The sequence below is a fragment of the Streptomyces sp. NPDC022552 genome (assembly GCF_055561875.1).
Genome location: NZ_JBVHGJ010000006.1, coordinates 323,178 through 345,131, shown reverse-complemented (window position 1 = coordinate 345,131; position 21,954 = coordinate 323,178). Strand labels below are relative to the sequence as shown.

General features: G+C 71.3%; 19 protein-coding genes, 1 tRNA gene and 2 pseudogenes. 15 read left to right on the top strand and 7 right to left on the bottom strand.

The window, feature by feature from the left end; all coding sequences use genetic code 11:
* Positions 1-165 precede the first annotated feature (165 nt).
* Positions 166-771, top strand: coding sequence for a dihydrofolate reductase family protein (locus ACZ3OF_RS19390; protein ID WP_467305769.1), 606 nt, complete (start codon positions 166-168; stop codon positions 769-771).
* A gap of 650 nt (positions 772-1,421) precedes the next feature.
* On the opposite strand, the gene ACZ3OF_RS19385 is transcribed toward ACZ3OF_RS19390, so the two are convergent.
* Positions 1,422-1,805 (bottom strand): hypothetical protein, encoded by a 384-nt coding sequence (locus ACZ3OF_RS19385; protein ID WP_467305767.1) that lies wholly within the window; start codon positions 1,803-1,805, stop codon positions 1,422-1,424.
* 500 nt (positions 1,806-2,305) lie between these two features.
* Here ACZ3OF_RS19385 and lanKC point away from each other — a divergent pair, with 500 nt between their 5' ends.
* The 4 genes from lanKC to ACZ3OF_RS19365 all read left to right on the top strand — a co-directional run bounded on the left by lanKC (position 2,306) and on the right by ACZ3OF_RS19365 (position 9,144).
* Positions 2,306-4,972, top strand: a complete 2,667-nt coding sequence (gene lanKC, locus ACZ3OF_RS19380) for a class III lanthionine synthetase LanKC (protein WP_467305765.1) — start codon at positions 2,306-2,308, stop codon at positions 4,970-4,972.
* The gene (ramS, locus tag ACZ3OF_RS19375) at positions 4,969-5,097 is read left to right on the top strand and encodes a mycelium formation morphogenetic lantipeptide SapB (RefSeq protein WP_015037662.1); all 129 of its coding nucleotides are present in this window, start codon (positions 4,969-4,971) and stop codon (positions 5,095-5,097) included. The genes lanKC and ramS overlap by 4 nt, the downstream gene beginning before the upstream one ends.
* Positions 5,098-5,299: 202 nt before the next feature.
* Positions 5,300-7,300: an ABC transporter ATP-binding protein gene (locus tag ACZ3OF_RS19370; protein WP_467305763.1), complete on the top strand. Its 2,001-nt coding sequence runs from the start codon at positions 5,300-5,302 to the stop codon at positions 7,298-7,300.
* A 134-nt stretch (positions 7,301-7,434) separates the two neighbouring features.
* The gene (locus ACZ3OF_RS19365) at positions 7,435-9,144 is read left to right on the top strand and encodes an ATP-binding cassette domain-containing protein (protein ID WP_467305761.1); all 1,710 of its coding nucleotides are present in this window, start codon (positions 7,435-7,437) and stop codon (positions 9,142-9,144) included.
* A gap of 137 nt (positions 9,145-9,281) precedes the next feature.
* Here ACZ3OF_RS19365 and ACZ3OF_RS19360 read toward each other — a convergent pair whose 3' ends face one another.
* Together ACZ3OF_RS19360 and ACZ3OF_RS19355 are read right to left on the bottom strand one after the other, a co-directional pair.
* Positions 9,282-9,899, bottom strand: coding sequence for a response regulator transcription factor (locus ACZ3OF_RS19360; protein ID WP_467305760.1), 618 nt, complete (start codon positions 9,897-9,899; stop codon positions 9,282-9,284).
* A 218-nt stretch (positions 9,900-10,117) separates the two neighbouring features.
* Positions 10,118-10,295, bottom strand: a pseudogene (locus ACZ3OF_RS19355) (IS5/IS1182 family transposase); the annotation flags it as partial.
* On the opposite strand from ACZ3OF_RS19355, the gene ACZ3OF_RS19350 reads away from it, so the two are divergent.
* Together ACZ3OF_RS19350 and ACZ3OF_RS19345 are read left to right on the top strand one after the other, a co-directional pair.
* The gene (locus ACZ3OF_RS19350; protein ID WP_467305758.1) at positions 10,279-10,929 is read left to right on the top strand and encodes a lantibiotic dehydratase; all 651 of its coding nucleotides are present in this window, start codon (positions 10,279-10,281) and stop codon (positions 10,927-10,929) included. The pseudogene ACZ3OF_RS19355 and the gene ACZ3OF_RS19350 sit on opposite strands and share 17 nt — an antisense overlap.
* Positions 10,905-11,063: pseudogene (locus tag ACZ3OF_RS19345) on the top strand (CBS domain-containing protein); the annotation flags it as partial. The gene ACZ3OF_RS19350 and the pseudogene ACZ3OF_RS19345, both read left to right, overlap by 25 nt.
* Before the next feature lie 102 nt (positions 11,064-11,165).
* Here ACZ3OF_RS19345 and ACZ3OF_RS19340 read toward each other — a convergent pair.
* Together ACZ3OF_RS19340 and ACZ3OF_RS19335 are read right to left on the bottom strand one after the other, a co-directional pair.
* Positions 11,166-11,492, bottom strand: coding sequence for a plasmid stabilization protein (locus ACZ3OF_RS19340; protein WP_467305756.1), 327 nt, complete (start codon positions 11,490-11,492; stop codon positions 11,166-11,168).
* Between the two features lie 232 nt (positions 11,493-11,724).
* Positions 11,725-12,039 carry a helix-turn-helix transcriptional regulator gene (locus ACZ3OF_RS19335; protein WP_361680212.1) on the bottom strand — a complete coding sequence of 105 codons (315 nt, stop codon included), beginning with the start codon at positions 12,037-12,039 and terminating at the stop codon, positions 11,725-11,727.
* A gap of 121 nt (positions 12,040-12,160) precedes the next feature.
* On the opposite strand from ACZ3OF_RS19335, the gene ACZ3OF_RS19330 reads away from it, so the two are divergent.
* The 6 genes from ACZ3OF_RS19330 (at position 12,161) to ACZ3OF_RS19305 (ending at position 18,170) form a co-directional block, all read left to right on the top strand.
* Entirely contained in the window at positions 12,161-12,529 is a 369-nt protein-coding gene (locus ACZ3OF_RS19330; RefSeq protein ID WP_361680215.1) for an STAS domain-containing protein, read from the top strand.
* A gap of 801 nt (positions 12,530-13,330) precedes the next feature.
* Positions 13,331-13,525 (top strand): hypothetical protein, encoded by a 195-nt coding sequence (locus tag ACZ3OF_RS19325; RefSeq protein ID WP_361680221.1) that lies wholly within the window; start codon positions 13,331-13,333, stop codon positions 13,523-13,525.
* Positions 13,526-13,594: 69 nt separating this feature from the next.
* Positions 13,595-13,987, top strand: coding sequence for an ATP-binding protein (locus ACZ3OF_RS19320; protein ID WP_467305753.1), 393 nt, complete (start codon positions 13,595-13,597; stop codon positions 13,985-13,987).
* 442 nt (positions 13,988-14,429) lie between these two features.
* Positions 14,430-14,966, top strand: coding sequence for a 2Fe-2S iron-sulfur cluster-binding protein (locus ACZ3OF_RS19315; protein WP_361680306.1), 537 nt, complete (start codon positions 14,430-14,432; stop codon positions 14,964-14,966).
* Positions 14,963-15,961: an FAD binding domain-containing protein gene (locus ACZ3OF_RS19310; RefSeq protein WP_361680227.1), complete on the top strand. Its 999-nt coding sequence runs from the start codon at positions 14,963-14,965 to the stop codon at positions 15,959-15,961. Before ACZ3OF_RS19315 ends, ACZ3OF_RS19310 begins: the two co-directional genes overlap by 4 nt.
* 79 nt (positions 15,962-16,040) lie before the next feature.
* Positions 16,041-18,170 carry a xanthine dehydrogenase family protein molybdopterin-binding subunit gene (locus tag ACZ3OF_RS19305; protein WP_467305751.1) on the top strand — a complete coding sequence of 710 codons (2,130 nt, stop codon included), beginning with the start codon at positions 16,041-16,043 and terminating at the stop codon, positions 18,168-18,170.
* A gap of 26 nt (positions 18,171-18,196) precedes the next feature.
* Here ACZ3OF_RS19305 and ACZ3OF_RS19300 read toward each other — a convergent pair whose 3' ends face one another.
* Positions 18,197-18,757: a hypothetical protein gene (locus tag ACZ3OF_RS19300; RefSeq protein WP_467305749.1), complete on the bottom strand. Its 561-nt coding sequence runs from the start codon at positions 18,755-18,757 to the stop codon at positions 18,197-18,199.
* Positions 18,758-19,978: 1,221 nt separating this feature from the next.
* Here ACZ3OF_RS19300 and ACZ3OF_RS19295 point away from each other — a divergent pair.
* Positions 19,979-20,052 (top strand) — tRNA-Met (locus tag ACZ3OF_RS19295).
* Between the two features lie 113 nt (positions 20,053-20,165).
* On the opposite strand, the gene ACZ3OF_RS19290 is transcribed toward ACZ3OF_RS19295, so the two are convergent.
* Positions 20,166-20,627 (bottom strand): DUF6463 family protein, encoded by a 462-nt coding sequence (locus tag ACZ3OF_RS19290; protein ID WP_467305747.1) that lies wholly within the window; start codon positions 20,625-20,627, stop codon positions 20,166-20,168.
* Between the two features lie 429 nt (positions 20,628-21,056).
* Between ACZ3OF_RS19290 and ACZ3OF_RS19285 the strand changes: the two genes are divergently transcribed.
* Positions 21,057-21,608, top strand: coding sequence for a TetR/AcrR family transcriptional regulator (locus ACZ3OF_RS19285; RefSeq protein WP_361680238.1), 552 nt, complete (start codon positions 21,057-21,059; stop codon positions 21,606-21,608).
* The last annotated feature ends 346 nt before the right edge of the window (positions 21,609-21,954 follow it).

The window sequence follows — 21,954 nt, the reverse complement described above, 5'->3', positions numbered from 1 at the left end:
GCTGCTCCCCAAGACCTATAAGGCTCTTGAGCTCAGGCAAACCGAAGGCTGATGGCATATCCGTCGGCCGGGGCTTCCCCTCGCCAGAGACGCCCGGCTCACGGCCGATGAGTTGCCGGCTCCCGGCCGGTCCAAGCTCGTGACACCCCAGGAGAGGACACCGCCATGTCGGAGCTTCTGATCGACTTCATCACCTCCGTCGACGGATACGCATCGGGAGAGGGATGGCCCGGGTTCTGGGGCCTCGAGGGTCCGGAGTACCTCGCATGGCTCGGCGAGCAACCCGAGTGCACGTATCTGATGGGAGCGAACACCTACCGTCTGATGTCCGGCTTCGCAGCAGGTGACGTCCCGAGCGGCCAGGACGAGTTCAGGCCCGAGGAAGAGGCGTCCGTCGACCAGCTCACGCAAGCGTCCAAGGTGGTGTTCTCCTCCTCACTCGAGGCGCCGCTGACGTGGGCCAATGCCACGCTCGTGCGCGACGACGCCGTCGAGGCGGTCCGCGCCATGAAATCGAGTGGCTCGGGGCTCCTCAGCACGATCGGCAGCCTCAGCCTGTGCCGGTCCCTGCTACGAGCCGGACTCGTCGACCGCTTCCGGGTCGTGATGTTCCCGGTGATCACCGGGGCCACGGGCGAAGAACGCATCTACGACGGCTATCCGGACGTTGCCCTGGAGATGATCGGGCACCGCACCTTCGACGGCCGCATCCAGCTGGTCGAGTACAGGCCCCGCGTGCTCGAGCACCCGCCGCTCGACGTCCCTGCGTGACGCCGCCCGCCGGCCGGCCTGGACGGATCAGACCGGCTGGCGGGCACGGAGCGAGCCTGAGCACCCCAGCGGCTCTCTCGGCTTCGGACTCGGTTGGCTCGATGCCCAGCAGCGTCACCGGAGGAGAGTCAGGAGGCCCGCATCCTCAGCTCAGTCGATCCAGTCTCGGAACCGGGCGCGTGATGGTCCGCACGCGCCGCTGGCCAGGGCCTTCTCGTAAGCCTGCCGGGTTGCGGCATCCACCTCTGCCGCCGAAGCGTTGAGGGGCACGTACGCCCCTGGGTAGACCGTGCATGCAGGATGGACCGGCTGGGCGGCGTACCACCCGAGGGCGGCCATTCCGGCCAGGACGGTGAGGGCGATGAGTCGGCGTCTGGATATGCGGAACAACGGGTTGATCACCCCTGGTTGGTACGGAGCGTGTCTGGGCCGGGCCGGAGGCCGGGGAATGCCCCGGGCTTGGCGCCCGGGCCTTCCCCATGGCGGGCCCCCTCCCGCGTGTCTGGCATCAGGGGCGTGGGATCCCGACCGAGGTCAGGGGCCTCGCGCTCCGGGCTGTGTGCCCGACGACTCAGACGCGGCTCCATTCGGCCGGTGGAGCTGAGGCTTCCTCTCCTACACCGTCCAGGGAGTCGACGCCTGACACGAGGTCATGCGCGTTGGTGCCGCTCTTCCTCAAGAGGCGCACGGCTCTCCCGCCCATCGGACGCCGAGTTCGCCTGACGGACGTCCCCCTCACCCTGTCTGGCGGCCAAGGCCCTCGCCAGCACCTTCGCCCGGTGGGGGTTCGACTCACCGAGGGCCTGCGCCACCTCCACTGCCTCGTCCAAGAGGGCCAGCCGTCGCTCGGGCAGGTCCCGTACCAGGGGCGACGCGCTCTCCTCCACCAGGACGTACGCCAGCTTGGACCCGCACACCTCCGGCTCGACCTGTGTCAGAAGGCGGTAGATCCACAGCCCTTCGGCACCGCGCACCACCTTCCGGTTGGCACTGAGCAGCTTGACCCTCGCCAGCACAACCATGTCCTGATCCATCGATCCCCTTCGTCTCCCACCCCCAGCCTGCGCATGTCACGGGGCGAGACTGCAAAGCGAAAACGTCGGCAACCGAGAAGGGTTGCCGACGGGTTGGCCGGGAGGTGGATGACGATGAGTCTGACGCGCGGCGCCGGGCGTCACAAGGCCGAACCGGCGTGCCGTACGTTCTACCGAAGCACCACCTGAACAGGCATGATGGACCTGACACTCACACAGATCCCGGCCGTCCCCCTGACGCAGACGCGCGACGGAATCCAGCGCATGAGTGCCCGTTCCTGATCGCGGACATGGGAGACGGCGTACCCCCCACTCCTCGTTCCGCCGCGCGTGCACCACCTCCGCGCCCCTCTCCGCATCGCGGTGCATGCCGAGCAACCGGTGGGCGGAGAGCATCGGTTACCTGTGCGTACCGCATGCGCGAGACGTGACAGCGGCGACTGTCCCGGCCCTCGCGGCGCGTGACAACGTCATTCCGTCACCGGCCGAGGGAGTGCGTTGTGAACAAGGGGTACGCGGTCTACTGCGACGCCGACCGTCATTTCTACGACGCGCCCCACCGTCTCGTCTTCGCCGACGGAGCCGGCGACTCCCTATACCCGGCCGCCACCCTGCCCGTCCCCGAGGGATGGACCAGCCATCGCACGGGTGACTGGCTCGCCCTGCGTCCGGTGGGCGGCACGCTCCCGTCGCAGGGTTGGAAGATCCATGTCTCGGCCTGTCTCGACAACGCGGAACGGGTCCTCGACAGGGTCCGGGAACACTGTCTGCGGCACGAGGTGGCGTTCAAGTTCGTGCCGAGCCGGTATCTGTTGCACCAGCGCAACGCCAAGTACGCGGACCGCGCGGCCAGCGGCAAGTTCATCACCGTCTACCCGGCCGACGACGAGCAGTGCGAGCGCCTGGCGACCGACCTGGCGCACCTGCTCGACGGTGAGCCCGGACCGTACATCCTCAGCGATCTGCGCTGGGGGCGGGGCCCCGTGCATCTGCGGTACGGCAGCTTCACGCGCCTCCACTGCTACGACGAGCACGGCGAGCTGCGGCCCGCCATGGAGGACGGCTCCGGCACCCTCGTACCCGATCAGCGCGGACCCGTCTTCCGTATACCCGGGTGGGTCACTCCCCCGCCGTTCCTGCGCCCGCACCTCGAGGCGCGAGCCGCCGTGACGGTCCAGGAGATGCCGTACGAGATCGAGAAGGCCCTGCACTTCTCCAACGGCGGGGGCGTGTACGAGGCGCGGCACCGCGAGACGGGGCGGCGGGTCGTGCTGAAGGAAGCACGTCCGCACGCCGGGCTGGCCGCCGACGGTGCCGACGCCGTCACCCGCCTGCACCGCGAACATACCGCGCTTGAGCAGCTGTCCGGACTCGCCTGTACACCGGAGGTCCTCGACAGCTTCACCATCGGCGACCACCACTTCCTGGTCCTCGAATTCGTGGAGGGCAGGCCGCTCAACACCTTCTTCGCCCGCAGGCATCCCCTGATGGAGGCCGAACCGCCGGCGGAGCGGCTCGCCGAGTACACGGAATGGGCCCTGCGGATCCACGGCCTCGTCGAGCAGGCCGTGGCCGAGGTGCACGCGCGGGGCATCGTCTTCAACGACCTGCACCTGTTCAACGTCATGGTCTCCGAGGACGAGACCTCAGTGGTGCTCCTGGACTTCGAGGCGGCCCAGCCAGCCGCGGAGGGCGGCCGGCAGACCGTCGCCAACCCCGCGTTCGTCGCACCGGCCGACCGGCGCGGCTTCGACGTGGACCGCTACGCTCTCGCCTGCCTGCGGATCGCGCTGTTCGTCCCGCTCACCAGCCTGCTCGCCGTGGACCGGGGGAAGGCGGCGCATCTGGCGGAGGTCGCGGCGGCGCGATTCCCCGTGCCCGGCGAGTTCCTGGACGCGGCGGTACGGGAGATCGTGCGGGAGCCGGCCGGCACTTCACCGCGCGCCACCGCGTCCGGCGGCCGTGCTCCGTTCCTGCCGGTCGAGCCCGGAGAGTGGCCGGGCAGCCGTGACGCGATGGTGCGCGCCATCCTGGCGTCGGCGACGCCCGACCGGGAGGATCGTTTCTTCCCCGGCGACATCGCTCAGTTCGCCACGGCCGGGGGCGGCATGTCCGTCGGCTACGGCACGGCGGGAGTCCTGCACGCCCTGCACGAGAGCGGGGCCGCGCGGATCCCGGCGGCGGAGGAACGGCTCTTGCGGTACGCCAAGCAGCCCGGGTCCGGCACGCCGCTCGGCTTCTACGACGGGCTGACCGGCGTCGCGTGGACCCTTCAGCGACTCGGGCACACCGCCTCCGCCCTCGAACTGGCCGAGTTGGTCATCGCGCAGGACCACGCCGCGCTCGCGCCCGATCTGCACGGCGGGACCGCCGGAATGGGTCTCGCCCTGGAAGCCCTCGCCGCCGCCACCGGCGAGTCCGGCCTGCACGCGGCGGCGCTGAGGTGCGCCGAACTGGCGGCCCGCCCGCTCGCCACGTCCCCGCGGCCCGCAGGGCCAGGGGTCGGGGGCCGGGTACGGACCGGGCTGCTCCACGGTGCGGCCGGCCGGGCCCTGCTCTTCGTACGGCTCTACGAACGCACCGGGGACTCCGCGCTTCTCGACCTCGCCGCCGAAGCGCTCCACGACGATCTCACCCGCTGCGTGCGCGGCGCCTCCGGCACACTTCAGGTCGACGAGGGCTGGCGCACGATGCCGTACCTCGGTGCCGGGAGCGTGGGCATCGGCATGGTGATCGACGACTTCCTCCTCCACCGCCACGACGAGGCCCTCGACCGTGCCCGGTACGAGATCGTGCAGGCGGCGCAGGCCACGTTCTACGCCCAGCCGGGCCTCTTCCGCGGTGTCGCGGGCATGGTCCTGCACCTCGCCCGCACGAACGCCGGCGGGCCCGGCACGGGGCCCGAGGACGTACGCCGTCAGGTCGGCTGCCTGTCCTGGCACGCGATGTCCTACGCGGGCCATCTCGCCTTCCCCGGCGAACAGATGATGCGGCTCTCGATGGACCTCGCCACCGGCACGGCGGGCGTCCTGCTGGCCCTCTCGGCAGCTCTGGGCGACCGCCCGGCACACCTGCCGTTCCTCCCGCCGCTCCGGCGGCCCCAAGAACCGGCCCCGCTCCGGGGTCGCACGGCACCACCGTCCCCACACGAAAGGAAACGATCATGAACCTGTTCGACCTGCAGTCGCTGGAGACCCCCAAGGACGAGGCCATCGGCGACGTCGAGACCGGCAGCCGCGCGAGCCTGCTCCTCTGCGGCGACAGCAGCCTCAGCGTGACCACCTGTAACTGAGTCCATCCGGCTCCGCGAACGGTGCGTAGAGGCGCCGGCGCGTAGTCACGGTGCCCCGGGAGCCGAGCTCCCGGGGCACCGGCCATCGAGCACCGGGCACCGGGCACCGGGCACCGGGCACCGGGCACCGGGCACCGGGCACCGGGCACCGGGGCGAGCGTCGCGGGTGCCCGCCGCGCCCGTCAGGAGAAAGGGGCATCGGATGGCTTCTCGGACCGGGGCCGACCGGCTGCTGCGCGGCGCTGTACGACACACCGCCGGCCCTACCGCGCTGCTGCTCGCCTGCTCGGTCGCCGGCGCCGCCTGCGCGCTCGCCGTCCCCGCAGTCACCGGCCACACGCTGGACCTGCTACTGCACCGACACCCCGCCGCGGGGACCTGGTTGACCTGGGCCGCCGTATTGCTCGCCGCGGAGGTCCTGATGGAGACCGCCACCGTCCTGCTGACGCAACTGACCACCGCCCGCGCCACCGCCTGGGTCCGCCTCCGCGCGTCGACCGGGCTGTCGGCCACCACCCCTCACCGAGCCGAGCCCCACTCCGGCGGTGACGTCGCCGCCCGGCTGTGCGTGAACGCCACGGACAGCGGCGCCGCACCGGCGGCCCTCGCGACCTCGGTGTCCTCCGTCCTCGTCCCGGCCGGCGCGCTCGTCGCGCTGGCCCTGATCGACCCCTGGACCGCGGCCGTCTTCGCGGCGGTCCTGCCGCTGCTCCTCATGGTGCTGCGGACCTTCGCGCAGCAGTCGTCCGACTCCGTCGGCCGGTACCAGCACGCACAGGGCGCCGTCGCCGCCCGGCTGACCGAGGCGCTGCGCGGTGCGCGGACCATCGCCGCCGCGCAGACGGCACGCCGCGAGGAGGAACGCATCCTCGCCTCGCTGGAGGACATGACGCGGTACGGCACCCGGTTGTGGCTCGTCCACGGCCGCGCCGTGGCCCGCAGCGGCGTGCTGCTGCCGTTGTTCACCACGGCCGTCGTCGCGGTGGCGGGGACGAGACTGGCCGCCGGGGAGCTCAGCGTCGGCGACCTGCTCGCCACCTCGCGGTACGCCGCCCTCGCCGCCGGGATCGGATCCATCGCGGCGCCGCTCGGCACACTGGTCCGGGCCCGCACGGCGGGCCGCCGCACCGCCGCACTGGCCGATCTCCCTCCCATGACCCACGGCTCCGCGGTCCTGCCGCCCGACGGGCCCGGTGACCTGGAGCTGAGGAGGGTACGGGTGGTGCGCGACGGCGTCCCGCTGCTCACGGACGTGACGCTCGCGATCGACGGCGGTTCGACGGTCGCAGTCGTGGGCCGCTCCGGCGCCGGCAAGTCCACTCTGGCCGCCGTCGCAGGCCGGCTGACCGACCCTGACGAAGGGCGCGTCCTCCTGGACGGCGTCGACCTGGCCGAACTGACCCGCGCGGAGCTGCGTTCGGCGACCTCCTACGCCTTCGCCCGCCCCGCTTTCGACAGCGACGCCACGCCCACGGTTCGCAGCGCGATCGCCTCGGGGCGGATCGGGGCCGTCGGGGAGCCGGCTGAGGGTGGCGGTGGGGGTGCGGGTGGGGGTAGCGGTGCCGTGAGTGCCGTGGAGACGGGTCGTCGTGCCGTGAGCGCCGCGGCTCCTCGTACCGCCGAAGCCCTGGCGGTGCGGGACGCCGCGAGGGCCGCGAGCGCCGACGCGTTCATCCGCCTCCTGCCACAGGGATACGACACACCTCTGGACGACGCGCCTCTCTCCGGCGGGGAACGTCAACGCCTCGGCCTGGCACGGGCGTTCCTCGGGGCCGGGCGGCTGATGATCCTGGACGACGCGACGTCGAGCCTGGACACGGCGACGGAACGGCAGGTGGAGCTCGCCCTCTCCTCGTCGCTGCGGCCGTGCACCAAGCTCGTCGTGGCCCACCGGGTCTCCACGGCGGCCCGCGCGGACAAGGTGGTCTGGCTGGAGGCGGGACGGGTACGGGGGTTCGGACCGCACCGCCTGCTGTGGGAGGACCCGGACTACCGTGCGGTGTTCCTGGCCGAGCCGGCCACGGCGTCGGCGGCGACCGTCGCCCCGGTGGAGGCCCTCGCCCCGGTGGAGGCCGTCGCCCCGGCCGAAGCCGTCGTCTCGGCGAGGGCCGCGGGCGCGGCAGTTGACCCGGGAGTCGTGGCCGCGCGGGACGACCGCCGGGCCGGGCGGCCCGTCCGCGACGAGCTCGGGAGCGACGCGTGACGTCGGCGGCGGACAGGGGCCGGACGACGGGCCCGGAGCAACGGTCGCCCCTAGGTGACCCTGCCCCCGCCGCCGAGCGGACGTCACGGCGCGTTCTGGCGTCGGGACGGACGTTCCTCGGGCGCCGCAAGGGGGTGTTGGCCAGGCTGGCGGCCTGGTCCGCGGCCGAGTCGGCGCAGACGTTCCTCGGCGGCTACTGCATGGCCCGGGCGCTGGACGACGGATTCCTGCGGAGGAACACCCCGGCGGGACTGCTCTGGCTCGCGGGGGCCGCCGTGGTCATCGTCCTCGGCGCGCCGGTCGTCCGGGGCGTCTTCACCCAACTCCCTTACCTCACCGAACCGTTGCGCGATCACCTGGTACGCCGGTCGGTCGTGCGGGCGCTGCGCGCGGCCACGGCCGGGCGCGGAACCGTGGACACGACCACCGTCTCCCGGCTGACGAGCCAGACGGAGATCGCGCGGGACAGCTTCGCCGGGCTGGTGCTCGCGGCCCGCTCCTTCGTCTTCGTCGCCGTCGGGGCCCTGATCGGCCTGATGTCCCTCGCGCCGCAGTTCCTCCTCGTCGTGTGCCCGCCCCTTGTCCTGGGCATCGCCCTGTTCACCGCCTCCCTGCGGCCCATGGCACGGGCCCAGCACCGCTACCTCGACGCGGACGAGGCCGTCGGTCGGCGCGCGGAGGTCACGCGGACCGCCCTGCGCGACGTAGTCGCCTGCGGTTCCCACGAACCGACCGCCGACCGCAACGGCCGGGCGATCGAGGAGGCCGCCGCCGCGCAGCGCGCCCTGGCCCGCTGGGCGGCGGTCCGCACGCTGTCCGTGGCGACGGCAGGCCAGGTGCCCGTGTTCCTGCTCCTGGCGGCGACCCCGTGGCTGCTCGGCCAAGGCGTCACAGCGGGCGCTCTGGTCGGCGCGCTCACCTACATCCTCCAGGCACTGCTGCCGGCCCTCCACACGCTCATGACCGTTCTGGGCGCCGCAGGGGCGCGGCTCTTCGTCATTCTCGACCGGCTCACCGGGCAGCCGGTCCCCGGCCCCGCGGCCCACTCCGGCCGGCAGCCCACCCCTGACCCGCCCTCCGCCACCGCACCCCGCGAGTACGTGCGCCCCGCGGCGGCAGGGACGACGGCCGCGCTGGAGCTGCGCCGGGTCCGGGTGGCATACGGACCGGGTGCCCGTGCCGTCCTCGACGACCTGGACCTGACCGTCGAGGACGGGGAGCACATCGCCGTCGTCGGCCCGAGCGGCATCGGCAAGTCGACCCTCCTCCAGGTCGCGGCGGGCCTGCTGACGCCGGACCGGGGCGAAGCGCTCCTCTCCGGCCGCCCCGCCGGCCGCCACCCGTCGCCCGAACTCACCTCCCTGCGCACCCTGATCCCCCAGGAGGCGTACGTCTTCAGCGGCACCCTGCGGGACAACCTCCGCTATCTACGGCCCGACGCCCGTCAGTCCGACGTCGACGACTCCGTACGGGCCCTCTCGCTCGAACCGCTCGTCGAACGCGTCGGCGGGCTCGACCGTCCGGTGCGGCCTGACGTGCTCTCGCTCGGCGAGCGCCAGCTGATCGCCCTCGCGCGCGCACACCTCTCCCCCGCTCCGCTGATGCTTCTCGACGAGGCCACCTGCCACATCGACCCCGTGGCCGAGGCCCGGGCCGAACACGCCCTGCGCGCCCGGCCCGGAACCCTGGTCGTCGTCGCCCACCGGCTGTCGTCCGCGTTGCGTGCGGACCGGATCCTCGTCCTCGACGGCACCCGCGCCCGGTGCGGCACGCACGAGGAGCTGCTCGTACGGTCGGCGCTCTATCGCGATCTGGTGGGGCACTGGAACGACATCCAGCGCTGAAGGAGGGGCCGCACCCGCGGAGACGTCACGCGGACAGTCAGGCCCGACCAGCGGCGGTCCGGTCCGACCGCCGACCGTCAGGCCCGATCGGCGGCCCTCAGGCCCGATCGGCGGCCGTCAGGCCCGATCGGCGGCCGTCAGGTCCACCCGGCTCCCTGGGCTATCCGGATGGCGTCCACCCGGTTGCGTGCGCCGACCTTGCGGATGACGCTCGCCATGTAGTTCCGTACGGTCCCCTTGGAGAGGTGCAGCGTCGCGGCGATCTCGCCGACGGGGGCTCCCTTGGCTGCGAGCGAGAGCACGCTCAACTCACGTCGGGTGAGGGGCATCTCCGCCGCCTGGAGGAAGCCGAGGGCGAGCGTGTCGTCGAGGAAGCGCTCTCCGGCGGCCACCCGGTGGAGGGCCTGGAGTAATCGGATCTTCGATCCGTTCTTGTCGACGAAGCCGGTCGCCCCTGCCGCGTGCGCCCGGCGCAGCACTCCGGGCCGGTGGGCGGGGATCAGCGCCAGAAGGGCCGATCCGCCCGCCTCCGGTGACGCCGCCACCGATGTGCTCGGCGTGTCGGGCTCCGCCTCTGGAGGCGGCAGACACTCGGCATCGGCGACGTACACGTCCGGTGCCGGCGCGCCGGCCGCCGGCCCCTGCGGCCATTGCGAGGCCGCGGAGACGACCGAGACCTCGGCGTCCGACCGCAGCAGTTCCACCAGCGCGGCACGCAGCAGCTGTGCCTCGTACACGACCGTGACTCTGATCATTCCCACCCCTTCGGTCTGCGTCACGCCCCTGGGGCGTGACGCGATCAGCCCCTCACCCCTCTGCCCCTGTCTCCCGCGCGGGAACGCGACATCGGGCGCACAGGGGGCGCACGTCGGGGCGCTGGGGCCGAATCCGTTCCCTGCGTACGAACGGTGCCCAGGCCGACCGGGTGGAGGCCGCACGGCGCCCATCGGGAATGTCCAGATCCGGTCGCACCCGCCTGGGCGATCGTGCTGATGCGGCGGGTGGAGCTTTGGGCTCGGCGGAGGATTCGCCAGGAGCTGGGCGAAGGCACGTTCGCCCGGAGTTCACAGTCGAGCGTGGTCGCGGTTGAACTGCTGGTAGCGCTCGGGCTGGTCGCGGTGGTGGTAGTACGGGGTGCGGAACGTGGCGCCCGGCGCCGTGCTCACCACGCTGCGTGCCGCGTCTCCGCGGCTGGTCGGCTACGTGGAGCGGATCCTGGCAGGCGACGACATCGAGCCGAAGCGGATTCGCAAGGCAGCCGTCTCGGTCGCCAGCTACCTCCTGCGCGCCACCGGCCGATCGACATCGTTCGGCCTGCTCGCCGGGGTCGCCCTGGCCAGAGTCGGACCCTCCGCTGCCACGATCGGCACCGCCCATCAGGCTGCCGCTCACGCCGACACGTCGTGGGTTGCCCACGTGAGACGGGACCTCGAAGGCCGCGCCGACGTGCTTCCGTTCCTCAGGATCCACGTCAGTACTCTGGCCTTCCGGAGCGGCGACACCCTCAACCTGACCCAGTCAAGGGGCCGCATCGCCAGCGCTTTCATCAGCGGGCCGCTGGCCCTCGTCCTGCGGGCCGCGGAGGCGCCAACTACCGGCCGAAGGATTCTGCAGCTCCTCACTCAAGCAGGCGGGACCCGCGAGCAAGCCCATCGTCTGATCAGCCAGGCCCTCGCCGACGGATACCTGACCAGCAGCCTGATGGCTCCGATGACGGGAGTCGATCCCGTCGGCCACATCGTGCGCACCCTCGAGCCCACGCGCAGGAGATCATGTGCACGATGAGCGAGCACAGGGTCCGGCGCCTGCCGGTCATCGACGGCCACCGCCTGGTCGGCGTCGTGGCCCGAGCCGATGTCGTCGGCGCGCTGTGCGACCCCCAAGTCGGAGACCTTCTTCAGGCCCTCTCCACCGACTGACCGTCCGCCGGTTGGGCCGCCGGTCCGTCCGCCCCTGAGGCTCCCGTCATGCGGGGAGCCTCAGCGTTTGTACATGGGAGCCGAAGGCCTCGGCCAGTACGGTCAGTGCCCGAGGGCGTTCTTGAGCTGCTGCTTGGTCATCGTCGACCGGCCGTCGATGCCGCGCTTCTTGGCCTCTTGGTACAGCTCGTCCTTGGTCCGCACGGACGAGGAGCCGCCGCCCGACTTCTGACCGCCGCGCTCTGAAGCGGACTTGCCCTGGGTGGAACTGCGGCTGGCTGACTTACTCTCCCCCGCGCGCGCACGCTCCTTGTTGACGGTGCGGGAAGCCATCTCCTTCGCACGGTCCTCGGACATGCCGCGTTTCTCACCGGATTCCTTGATCCGCTTGTACTGACGCTCACGCTTCGGACTTGAACCTCTGGGCATGGCGCATCCCTTTCTCGACGGTGTCGGGGTCACTGCCATGCTCGACGGAGCCAGAGCAGTTCGCATCTGCGGCAGGTACCTCCGAAGCTGGCAAACGGAGCGACCGGGTCGGCAGCTCCGACAAGACGGACTCGATGCCGGCTACGGCCACTCCATCCCGCCGCAGTACGTCTGGGTGCGGCTCGCTCCCGAAAGGCGTGCCATGCCCCATCCGCTTTGCACGAAGCCTGGGCTACGGAGTGCTCGCCATGCTGGGGCGGGGGTCGGCGAACAGTTCAAGCAGGCCGGCGATCTCCCGGCCCGCTTCGGCCGGATGCCGGAACGGGGCGCCGGGGACGAGGGTGTAGCGGTTGCGCCTCCCGGTGCGGGCCCGCGTGATGTACCCGGCTGCCTCAAGGTCGGCCACGATCGCCTGTACGGTGCGCTCGGTCACCCCGCAGCTCGCTGCGACATCCCGTAGCCGCACGCCGGGATCGCGGGAGAGCGCCAGCAGCACACGGGCGTGATTGGTGAGGAACGTCCACTCCGAGTGTCCCTTGGGTGTCATCCCCTCATCATGCCCCCGGACTCTCAAAATGCGAAGAAGAGTTCATGTAACTGTTGACGTATGACTGAGGCGCGAAGACACTCGATACAGGTCCCACTTCGCGCTTCCGGAGGTGTTGGAGATGACGCTGCTCCACGACCCCGCCCGCCCAGCGGCCCCTCACACGGACGGTGAATATCGCATGGAAGTGTCCGTGACGTCGGCCGAGTCCGGTGTGCTGGTTACGGTCCGTGGAGAGATCGACCTCGACACCGTCGCGGACCTGAGAACGACTCTCCTGCACGCTCTGACCGATTACGACGAGGCCCGGACCGGGGTAATGCTCGACCTGTCGGAAGTCTCCTTCTGCGATTCCATGGCCCTCAACACGCTGCTCCGCGCACGCCAGCACGCCCTCGACGCAAGCCGGACCCTCACCATCGCAGCCGCCAGCCCCGCAGTGACCCGGCTCCTGCAGATCACCGGGGCAGCCCCACTCTTCCGACCCTAGAACGGTGGGGTCTTGGTCGATCATCGTCCCCACGTTCGAGGACGGTGTCCCGCATCTCAAGCTTGTGAGCGATCTCGATGTGTCCAGCCGCGTTGCGGCCGCCCTGGATCGAGCTGCTGCTGTTCATCCATGGCCGTCACGCAGCACGTGCGGGTGCTGATTCCCTCAGCCGGCCCCTCCCCTGCGTCGTCACCGCACTCGGCTCGGTGCTCCTGTTCACCGGTTCGGGCCAGACGAGCGCGGCCGAGGAGCAGCCATCCGCTCCCGAACTGCCGCGCTGGACCGCCCACCGCCGACAGCAGGCTGCTCGCACCCGGCGTGGAGTACTTCCGCTACAAGGAGACGTCCCCGATCTCACAGCGCACGTACCCGCGTGAGCTGAACATCGTCCGGATCGCCCCCGCCGTGGGCGCCCTGCGGATCGAGAGACGTTCGGCAGGCAGGCCGGAACCAGCGAGACCGTCCGGGAGATGGTGGACACCATGCCCGAGCGCCCCCACGTGGCGATCAACGGCAGCTACTTCATGAACGAGGGCACCCCCGAACCCACGAACGCCGTACCGGAGACCATCCAGACCTTCGGCGCAACGGTCCGCGACGGGGAGGTGATGGGAGCCTCCTGCCTACTGGGCAAGAACCGCCACAGCGTGGTGCTCCAGTGCGGCGTTCCGTACGTGACCAAGCTGGAGACGGACATCACCGTGACCAGCAGCCTGACGGTGGAACAGGTCAGGCCGTACGGCCAGGTCACCCAGTGGTACGGACACCATCGCGCTGCCCGGAGGTCGCACCGCCCTCGTAGTGGACGCCGTCGCGGGAAAGAACAGCCACGCCACCGCTGTCATGGGCCAACTACGCACGGCCATCCACTCCTTGGCCGGATTCGATCTCGGCCCTGACGAGCTCCTCGCGCGCGGCGTTGCTGGCGGAGGAACGCGCCCCCCTGCGGGGTCGCCGGCTCCCGCGACTGCGCAGGGGCCCTCGATCGGGTCGTAGACGGCGCAGGGCGCACACGGGCGTAGCGTCCTCCTGCTGGCCCACACCCACGCCGATCCGGCCGACCGCGTGGCCACGTGGCGGCTCGGCCACACCCCCACGTCGGTCGCCACCGCCCGGCGTCAGGCCCGCGAGCAGACCGCCCGCTGGGGCGTCCCGCAGGAGACGGCCTTCCACACCGAGCTGAGCTCCAGCGAACTCGTCGCCAACGCCATTCGCTACGGCAGCCCACCGCTGGAACTCCGCCTCACCAACGACCACACGCTCACCCGGCGGCCGTCTCCAGGTCGGGGCAGCGGGCCAGACCATCCTTCAGCCCATGCAGTAGTCCCGCTCAGCGTGATGGGGTGTCGGCTGAGCCAGCCGGTCGCCTGGCGCCATGCTCCGCGCCCACCTCGCCACCCTCCGCGGCCTCCGGCCGGCACCCCACCCCGGCCACCGTCGGTGACGCGCCCCGGCTGAGCCGTGAACTGGAGTGGCCTTGTCCGGGCGCCCTGGGCACGCCGCCTTGTCGGTGGGCTGCGTCGCCCGCGCGGGCAGCGCGTCGGTGCCGGAGGCATGAGCGGCTTCTTCAAAGTGGTGGGTTTCGCAGGCGACGCCGTGGTCGCGTGTCCCATCCCCGCTGCGAAGGAGAGCGCCCGACGACGGGAGTGGCCGGCAAGCCCGGCGACCACGGACGTCGAGTGAAACCCGGGTCGGCGCCTGGGTCGCGGGAGGCGGGGAAGGCGGCCCTGGCATACCGTCGACGAGCGTGACGGTGAAGGGAAAGCGAGGAGGCAGGCCGTGGAACGGACCGTGATCACCCGCGAACAAGCCAGGCGTTGTAAGCGGTCCCAGACCGCTCGGTGTGCCCGTCGCGAGGCATCCCGTCATGCGTAGGCCCGAAGCAGAGCACGGCCCGGGGATGGGCCCCGGCCTCGGTCCCGGCACCACTTCCACGATCACCATTCGGGTCAACGGCACGAGCCACACGCTCCACGTCGACAACCGCACGACGCTGCTGGACGCGCTGCGCGACCGTCTCGACCTCACCGGCTCGAAGAAGGGGTGCGACCACGGGCAGTGCGGGGCCTGCACCACCCTCCTCGACGAGCGGCGTGTGAACAGCTGTCTGCTGCTCGCGGTCGCATGCAACGGCACGTCCGTCACCACCATCGAGGGCCTCGCCGACGGCGACCGGCTCCATCCGGTCCAGGACGCGTTCGTCGCCCATGACGCCCTGCAGTGCGGCTACTGCACCCCGGGCCAGATCTGCTCTGCCGTCGCCATGCTGGACGAGGCGGCGCGCGGGCACCCGTCGCACGTCACACCGGCGGAGCAGCCACCAAGCGAGGCGGTCCCCCTCACCCCGGACGAGATCCGCGAGCGCATGAGCGGGAACATCTGCCGCTGCGGCGCCTACCCGCGCATCGTCGACGCGATCGAGGAGGTCTCACGGTGAAACCCTTCGCATACGTGCGGCCGGAGCGCGCCGAAGAGGCACTCGATCACTTCGCCGCCCACCCCGGCGCCCAGTTCCTCGCCGGTGGTACCAACCTCGTCGACCTGATGAAGCTGGGCGTCGCCGGCCCGCCGCTGCTCGTCGACATCGCCGGTCTGCCACTCGACGGCGTGGAGGAGACCTCCGAGGGCGGCCTGCGCATTGGTGCGACCACGCGCAACAGTGACGTCGCGGCCCATCCGGCCGTGCGCACGCGCTACCCGGTGCTCTCGCAGGCCCTCCTGGCCGGCGCTTCGGCTCAGCTGCGCAACGCGGCCACCACCGGGGGCAACCTGCTCCAGCGCACCCGCTGCCTCTACTTCCAGGACACCTCGAAGCCGTGCAACAAGCGCGTGCCCGGTTCGGGCTGTCCGGCCCGAGAGGGCGTCCACCGCGACCTCGCGGTCCTTGGCCACTCCGCCCATTGCGTGGCCACGCACCCGTCGGACATGGCGGTCGCGCTCGCCGCTCTCGACGCGGACGTCCACCTACTCGGAGCCGCCGGCGAGCGGACCGTACCGGTCACCGAGTTCCACCGCCTGCCCGGCGACCGCCCGGAGCGGGACACCGTCATCGAGCACGGCGAGCTCATCACGGGCGTGACGCTGCCGCCGCCCCCGCGCGGTTCGTACAGCGCCTACCGCAAGGCCCGCGACCGGGCCTCGTACGCCTTCGCTCTCGCCTCGGTCGCCGCAGTCCTGACCGTCGAGGACGGCCACGTGGGGCGCGCCGCCCTCGCCTTCGGCGGTCTCGCCCACAAACCCTGGCGGGCCCGCGAGGCGGAGGAGGTGCTGCGTGGCGCACCGGCGACCACCGAGACGTACGAGCGGGCGGCCGACGCCGAACTCGCCGCCGCCGAACCGCTGCGCGACAACGGTTTCAAGGTGCCCCTCGCCCGCAGCCTCGTCGTGAGCGTGCTGCACGACCTCGCGTCCCGCGCTCGAGCCCGCCGGTGACGCCGGAGGATCGCCGCACGACCGGCACGGCGGACAGCGGAAGACACCACACACTGACGACCGGAGGAGACACCGCGCCATGAGCAGCCAACCCCTGCGCCCTGCGGCGGCCGTCCGGCATGACGCCCGGAAGAAGGTGACGGGTGAGGCCCGCTACGCCGTCGACCGGACCCCACCCGGCTGTCTCCACGCCTGCCCCGTGCCCGCCACCGTCGCGCGCGGCCGCGTCACCGCCGTGCACACGGAGGAGATCCTGCGGCACCCCGGTGTGCACACCGTACTGACCCACGAGAACGCGCCCCGCCTCGGCGAGGCCGACGACCCGACGCTCGCCCTGCTCCAGGACGACCGCGTCCCTCACCGGGGCTGGTTCGTTGCCCTCGTGGTCGCAGACACCCCGGAGAACGCGCGGGCCGCTGCCGACGCGCTACGGATCGACTACGCACCCGACGACCACGACGTGCAGCTGGTCGCCGACCACCCGCGCCTTTACACGCCCGAGAAGGCCAACGGCGGCCATCCGGCAGTACGGGAGCGTGGCGACTTCGACGCGGCCTTCGCCGCGTCCGCGGTACGGCTCGACGCGACCTACACCATGAGCGCCCTGCACAACCACCCGATGGAGCCGCACGCCGCCACGGCCTGGTGGGACGACGGCGAGCTGACCGTGTACGACTCCAGTCAGGGGGCGACCACGGTACGAGACGTCCTCGCGGCACTGTTCCGGCTGTCACCGGAGCGGATCACGGTCGACTCCTCGTACGTGGGGGGCGGCTTCGGTTCCAAGGGCACCCCGCGGCCGCCGGCCGTCCTCGCGGCAATGGCCGCCCGGCACACCGGCAGCCCGGTCCGGCTCGCCCTCCCCCGCAATCAGCTCGCGGCGGTCGTGGGTCACCGCGCGCCCACCGTCCAGCGCGTCCGGATCGGCGCGTCCGACGACGGCGTGATCGGCGCCCTCGCCCACGAGGTCGTCACCCAGACGTCGACGGTGAAGGAGTTCGTGGAACAGGCCGCCGTTCCGGCCCGCACCATGTACACCTCCCCCCACAGCCGAACCAGCCACCGGGTGGTGGCGCTGGACGTACCGACCCCCTCGTGGATGCGTGCGCCCGGCGAGGCGTCCGGCATGTACGCCCTCGAGACGGCCATGGACGAACTCGCCGAGGCGGCGGGCGTCGACCCGGTGGAGCTCCGGCTGCGCAACGAGCCCGACGTGGAGCCTGACAGCGGAAAGCCCTTCAGCAGCAGGGGTCTGGCCGCCTGTCTGAAGGAGGGCGCCAGACGCTTCGGCTGGGAGGGCCGCGACCCCCGGCCCGGCGTCCGCCGCGAAGGAGACGTGCTGTCCGGCACGGGCGTCGCCTCGGCCACGTACCCCTTCCTCCTGAGCCCGTCCAAGGCCTCGGCGCACGCCGCGCCGGACGGCACCCACGTCGTACGGGTCGACGCCACCGACATCGGCACCGGTGCGCGCACCGTCCTGGCCCAGATCGCCGCCGAGGCCCTCGGGGCTCCGCTCGAGTCCGTGCGCGTCGAGCTCGGCAGCAGCCGCCTGCCCGACGCGCCCGTCGCCGGCGGCTCCTCCGGAACGGCCTCCTGGGGCTGGGCCGTACACAAGGCCTGCACGGCCCTGCGCAACACACTGGCCGCCCGCTCCGGCACGCTCCCGCCCGAAGGCGTGACCGCCGAGGCGGACACTGAGGAAGAGGCGGGGCGAACGTCCCCCTACGCCCGCCACGCGTTCGGCGCGCACTTCGCCGAGGTCCACGTCGACGGCGGCACCGGAGAGGTCCGAGTGAGCCGGCTGCTCGGCGTCTACGCCGTCGGCCGTGTTCTCAACCCCCGTACCGCCCGCTCCCAGTTCATCGGCGGCATGACGATGGGACTCGGCATGGCGCTGACCGAGCACAGCACCATGGACTCCGTCTTCGGCGACTACTCCGAGCGTGACCTTGCCTCGTACCACGTTCCCTCGTGCGCCGACGTGCGCGGGATCGAGGCGCACTGGCTGGAGGAGCACGACCCCCACTTGAATCCGATGGGAAGCAAGGGCATCGGGGAGATCGGTATCGTCGGCACGGCCGCAGCCGTCGTCAACGCCGTCCATCACGCGGTCGGCCTGCGGCTGCGCGACCTGCCCCTCACCCCGGACCGGCTCCTCCCCATGCTGACGCGTCGACCGCCCGGGCTCGGGCGCGGCGCACAGACATGAGGTCCCGCCCAGCCCGGCCACCCGCCTCACTCCAGGGCACAAGCCGAGTCACGGTCCGGAGCGTAGGACTGCCCGCGCCATCCCACCTCCTTCCGGAGCGTCACCTCCTCGGCGAAGGCCTCTCCGACCACCTGAAGTACTTCGCCGAGCGTCTGGCCACGACGTTCGTCGATGTCGGAAACAAGGCCGAGCAGTCCGGGCTGTTCACCAGCATCCGCGGCCAACAGCTCGTCGTACTGCGTAATGCAGATACCCCGTGTAGACCGGATCTGCGATGCGCGGCGGACCCACCACCGAACGCCGTGGAGTCCCGCCGAGTCCCTCCCGGTAGCCGACGCCGGGTACGGGCGTACCTGCGACCGAGGATGCTCCTCGTCATCAAGCCCAGGAGGCAGTCGCAGGTCATCCTCAGAAACCCGAGCACGCCGCTCCTGGTCGCCCTTCCTCGCCACGACTCCGAACCGGACGCCGGGCCGCTCTGGCCGGCGGTCCGGCAGTGTGAGTGGTCGCAAACAGTTCGCGTACTCCGTCGACTCCACGGATGCGTCTACCACGTATGCCTCTCCCAGAGGCGGGTCACGGGTCATTTGCGGGATGTGTGCATGGAAGGGAGACCCGGGGGCACAGGGGCCAAGAGCGATGGGACCGCTCGAGCAGCCCGCCAGCGGCCTCCCCCCACGCCGCGGGCCATAGGCGAATGGCCTGTACCCGGACGAGGTGCAGGCCATTCGCACGTCCGAAATGGGACAGGGCGCATCGTCGGTTCTCCTTCCGATGCGCTGCCCCCCAGATGCTCCGCGCACTTGCGGACCAGTCGCATTGAGCGCGCGGCGGGCTGCGGGCAGCTCCAGGACCACGGCGAACTCATCACCCCGAGGCGGCCGACCCCAGCGCGCGGGCCCGCCCACGCCATGAGCCGGGCTGCGAACGCGGCGAGGACGAAGTCGCCCGCGCGTGACCGAGGCCATCGTTGATCTCCTTGAACCAGTCAGTGCTTGCCCGAAGCAACCGAGCCTTCTCCACGGCGAGTTCAGTTCATGTCTTCGGCCGTGGGATCAGCCAGGAAACACGCTCGACGAGCTCATACGTCCGCCGTCCGAACGAACGACGGACGTGTGAGTGGGATCAGCCGTGCATGCGCCGTCTCGGCGCGTAGAGGCCCCCGGGGAGGCTCTGGGCATTCGGCCCCGAGTAGGAGCGGTGCCCCCGCTCGGGCAATCGGTACCGTGCTGCCCATGGCGTCGGCGGCTGAGCTCGGCCCAGGGTCTTCTACGAAACCCGCTGTGCGGCCACATGCCGGGGTTCTACGCAGCGTAGTCAGCACCAAGTCAGCACGGGAGTCAGCACGCCACCTCCAAATCGCGCCCGAATAGTGCAACTCGGACAGCCTCCTTCGCGGCCTTGTCGGGGGACCCGCGACGATCAGGGGCCGCTATCCGGCTCTCGGGAGGGCGGTGAGGCCGGACCGTTCAGTAGACCCGCCGTGGGCGGGCCCGCCAGAACCCTCGTGGCGAGGGCCCGGAGCAGCCGGACGTACGGGGCCAACGGGACCGCCGGGCGGGGCGCTCGGCGAGGTCCAGGCTGTCCTCCAGCAGGGCGTCATGCATCCAGCGGTAGGCGACATCGCTCTCCGGCTACCCGCGGCCGAGTAGTGCCGCGTATCCGGATGCAGTCCGAACGCTTCCGCCCGGGGCCCGCTTCGGTGGAGCACTACCCCGTCACTCCGCCCGAGCGCGCCCGCGATTCCTGATGAAGAAGGCGGCCTCGTCTTGGGGGTGCCGTGCGTGGCGTAGTCTTGTGTCTACCGACGCGGGGTGGAGCAGCTCGGTAGCTCGCTGGGCTCATAACCCAGAGGTCGCAGGTTCAAATCCTGTCCCCGCTACTGAAGTGACGTGAGGCCCGGATCCACAGGATCCGGGCCTCATGCGTGCTGTCACCCGCGAGCACCTTCATCCGTTGAGCGTCAGGCTGGCCTGGTGGAGGCCCGCATGGGATTCAGCGGCTCCCTTCTCTTGCGGTACCGGCGTTCACGGTGGTCCCGTCCTTCCGCGCCTCCTTCTTGCGCGCCGCGAGGACGATAAGCAGTCCCGGGACGACTCCGGCGAGGAAGGGCGACGGCACGAGCAGCACTCCTCCCAGCGCGCACCAGATCGCGACACCCCAGCCGATGCCGGCCGGTACGGTCACGCCACGTCCGGCGAGATGCCGGATCAGGTAGCCGAGCAGGGCCATGGGGGCGGCAAAGCTTCCAGGACCGCCCCAGAAGGCGAGCTTGTTCTCCAGGCCGGGGACCGTGTCAACGCTCCCGGGCGAGAGCGGGACGGCCGCCCACACACCCTGCTCCACCCAGCCCGCCACGTCCTCCCAGGCGGTGAACGTCAGTATCGCCAGGTGCCCCGCCCCCAGGGCAATCATGATCGTGCCTGCCCATCGAAGCAGCTTCGTTCCGGAGTTCATCCTGCGGTCCTTTCGTGGTCGCGCACGCCCGCTCCCCAGGCTGGGTCAGCGCCGGGTGGACGAGGAGTAGTCGGGAGGGCGTGATGGCAGTCATCCGGTGCGATCCGGCCCGCCTGTTGGGCTCGGTCAGGACGGCCTGGCAGCTTCTGGTCACGGCTCGCCCCGCGCACCCAGCACCGGTGCATTGCGGTGTGCACGGCCCTGTCGGCCGGTGGGCGTGCGTAGAACAGCGCGAGGCGCGCGCCCTCGCCCCCCTCGCCCCCTCGTCCGGTGCCGGCGAGGCCGGGCCGCACGTCCGCGCCCCTGGACCGCCGCGCCCTGGCATGAATCGCCTCGCACATGAGCCCCCCTCACCTCTATGTTGATTGACATAGGCTATCTCGGTCAACATCTGCGCTGTCTGATGACATCGATGGTTAGATGGGCCGCATGGCAACGAGACGAACCGAGCGGACTCAGGAGAGCCGCCGACTCCTCATCGCGGCCGCCGCCGATCTCTTCGCCGAGAAGGGGTACCGGCAGACGAGCTTCATCGACATCGCCGACAAGGCCAACATCAGCCGTGGCTCCATCCCTTGGCATTTCGGCAACAAGCTCGGCCTGCTGGAAGCAGTGGTCGACGCCCAGCTCCAGGCAGTGCTCACCGGCTTCGCGCCGCCGGCCGCCGAGCCACTCGATCAGGTCATGGACTTCATCCGCCGGCCCGACACCCGCCTGTTCATCACCCTGCTCGCCGAGGCCGTCGAGATCGATTCCCCGCTCCGCACCCACTACGCGCGGCTCCACACCGCACTCCGGCAGGCCGTTCAGAACCGGCTCCGGACAGAAGCCCTACCGCCAGGAGCAACCCCCGAGGCCGTCGCGATCCTGATGGTGGCGACCGCCATCGGTCTTCACGCCCAGTGGCGGGTCGCTCCCGAGGCGGTCGACCTGGATGCCGTACGCGCCGCGGTCCGCACCCTCTGGCCACAGGCCAAGTGAATTCCGAATGAACCCGCGCAGCGGATGCACGGCGAACGGTTCACACCATGCCCTCGAGGCGTGACGCGATCCCGGGGAGCCGCGGCCCGAACTGTTCCGGGCCGCGGCTCCCCCGCTCGATGGGGCTGCGCCTCTCGTACCTCTCCTTGTCGAACCGCCGTTGGCCGTACGCCGCGCAGTGCCCGGCGCAGGCGATCCTGCTCGTTACCCGCGACCTCGGCCATGCGGCCCCGGAGGAGGCGCCGTGGGCCGACAACAGCGCCTGCGGTCTGCGGGCTGTCCTACTTGGACGGTCCGTCACGTTCCGGCAGCGCACGCCTGTGCAATCCGGTGCCAAGCCGGTGGC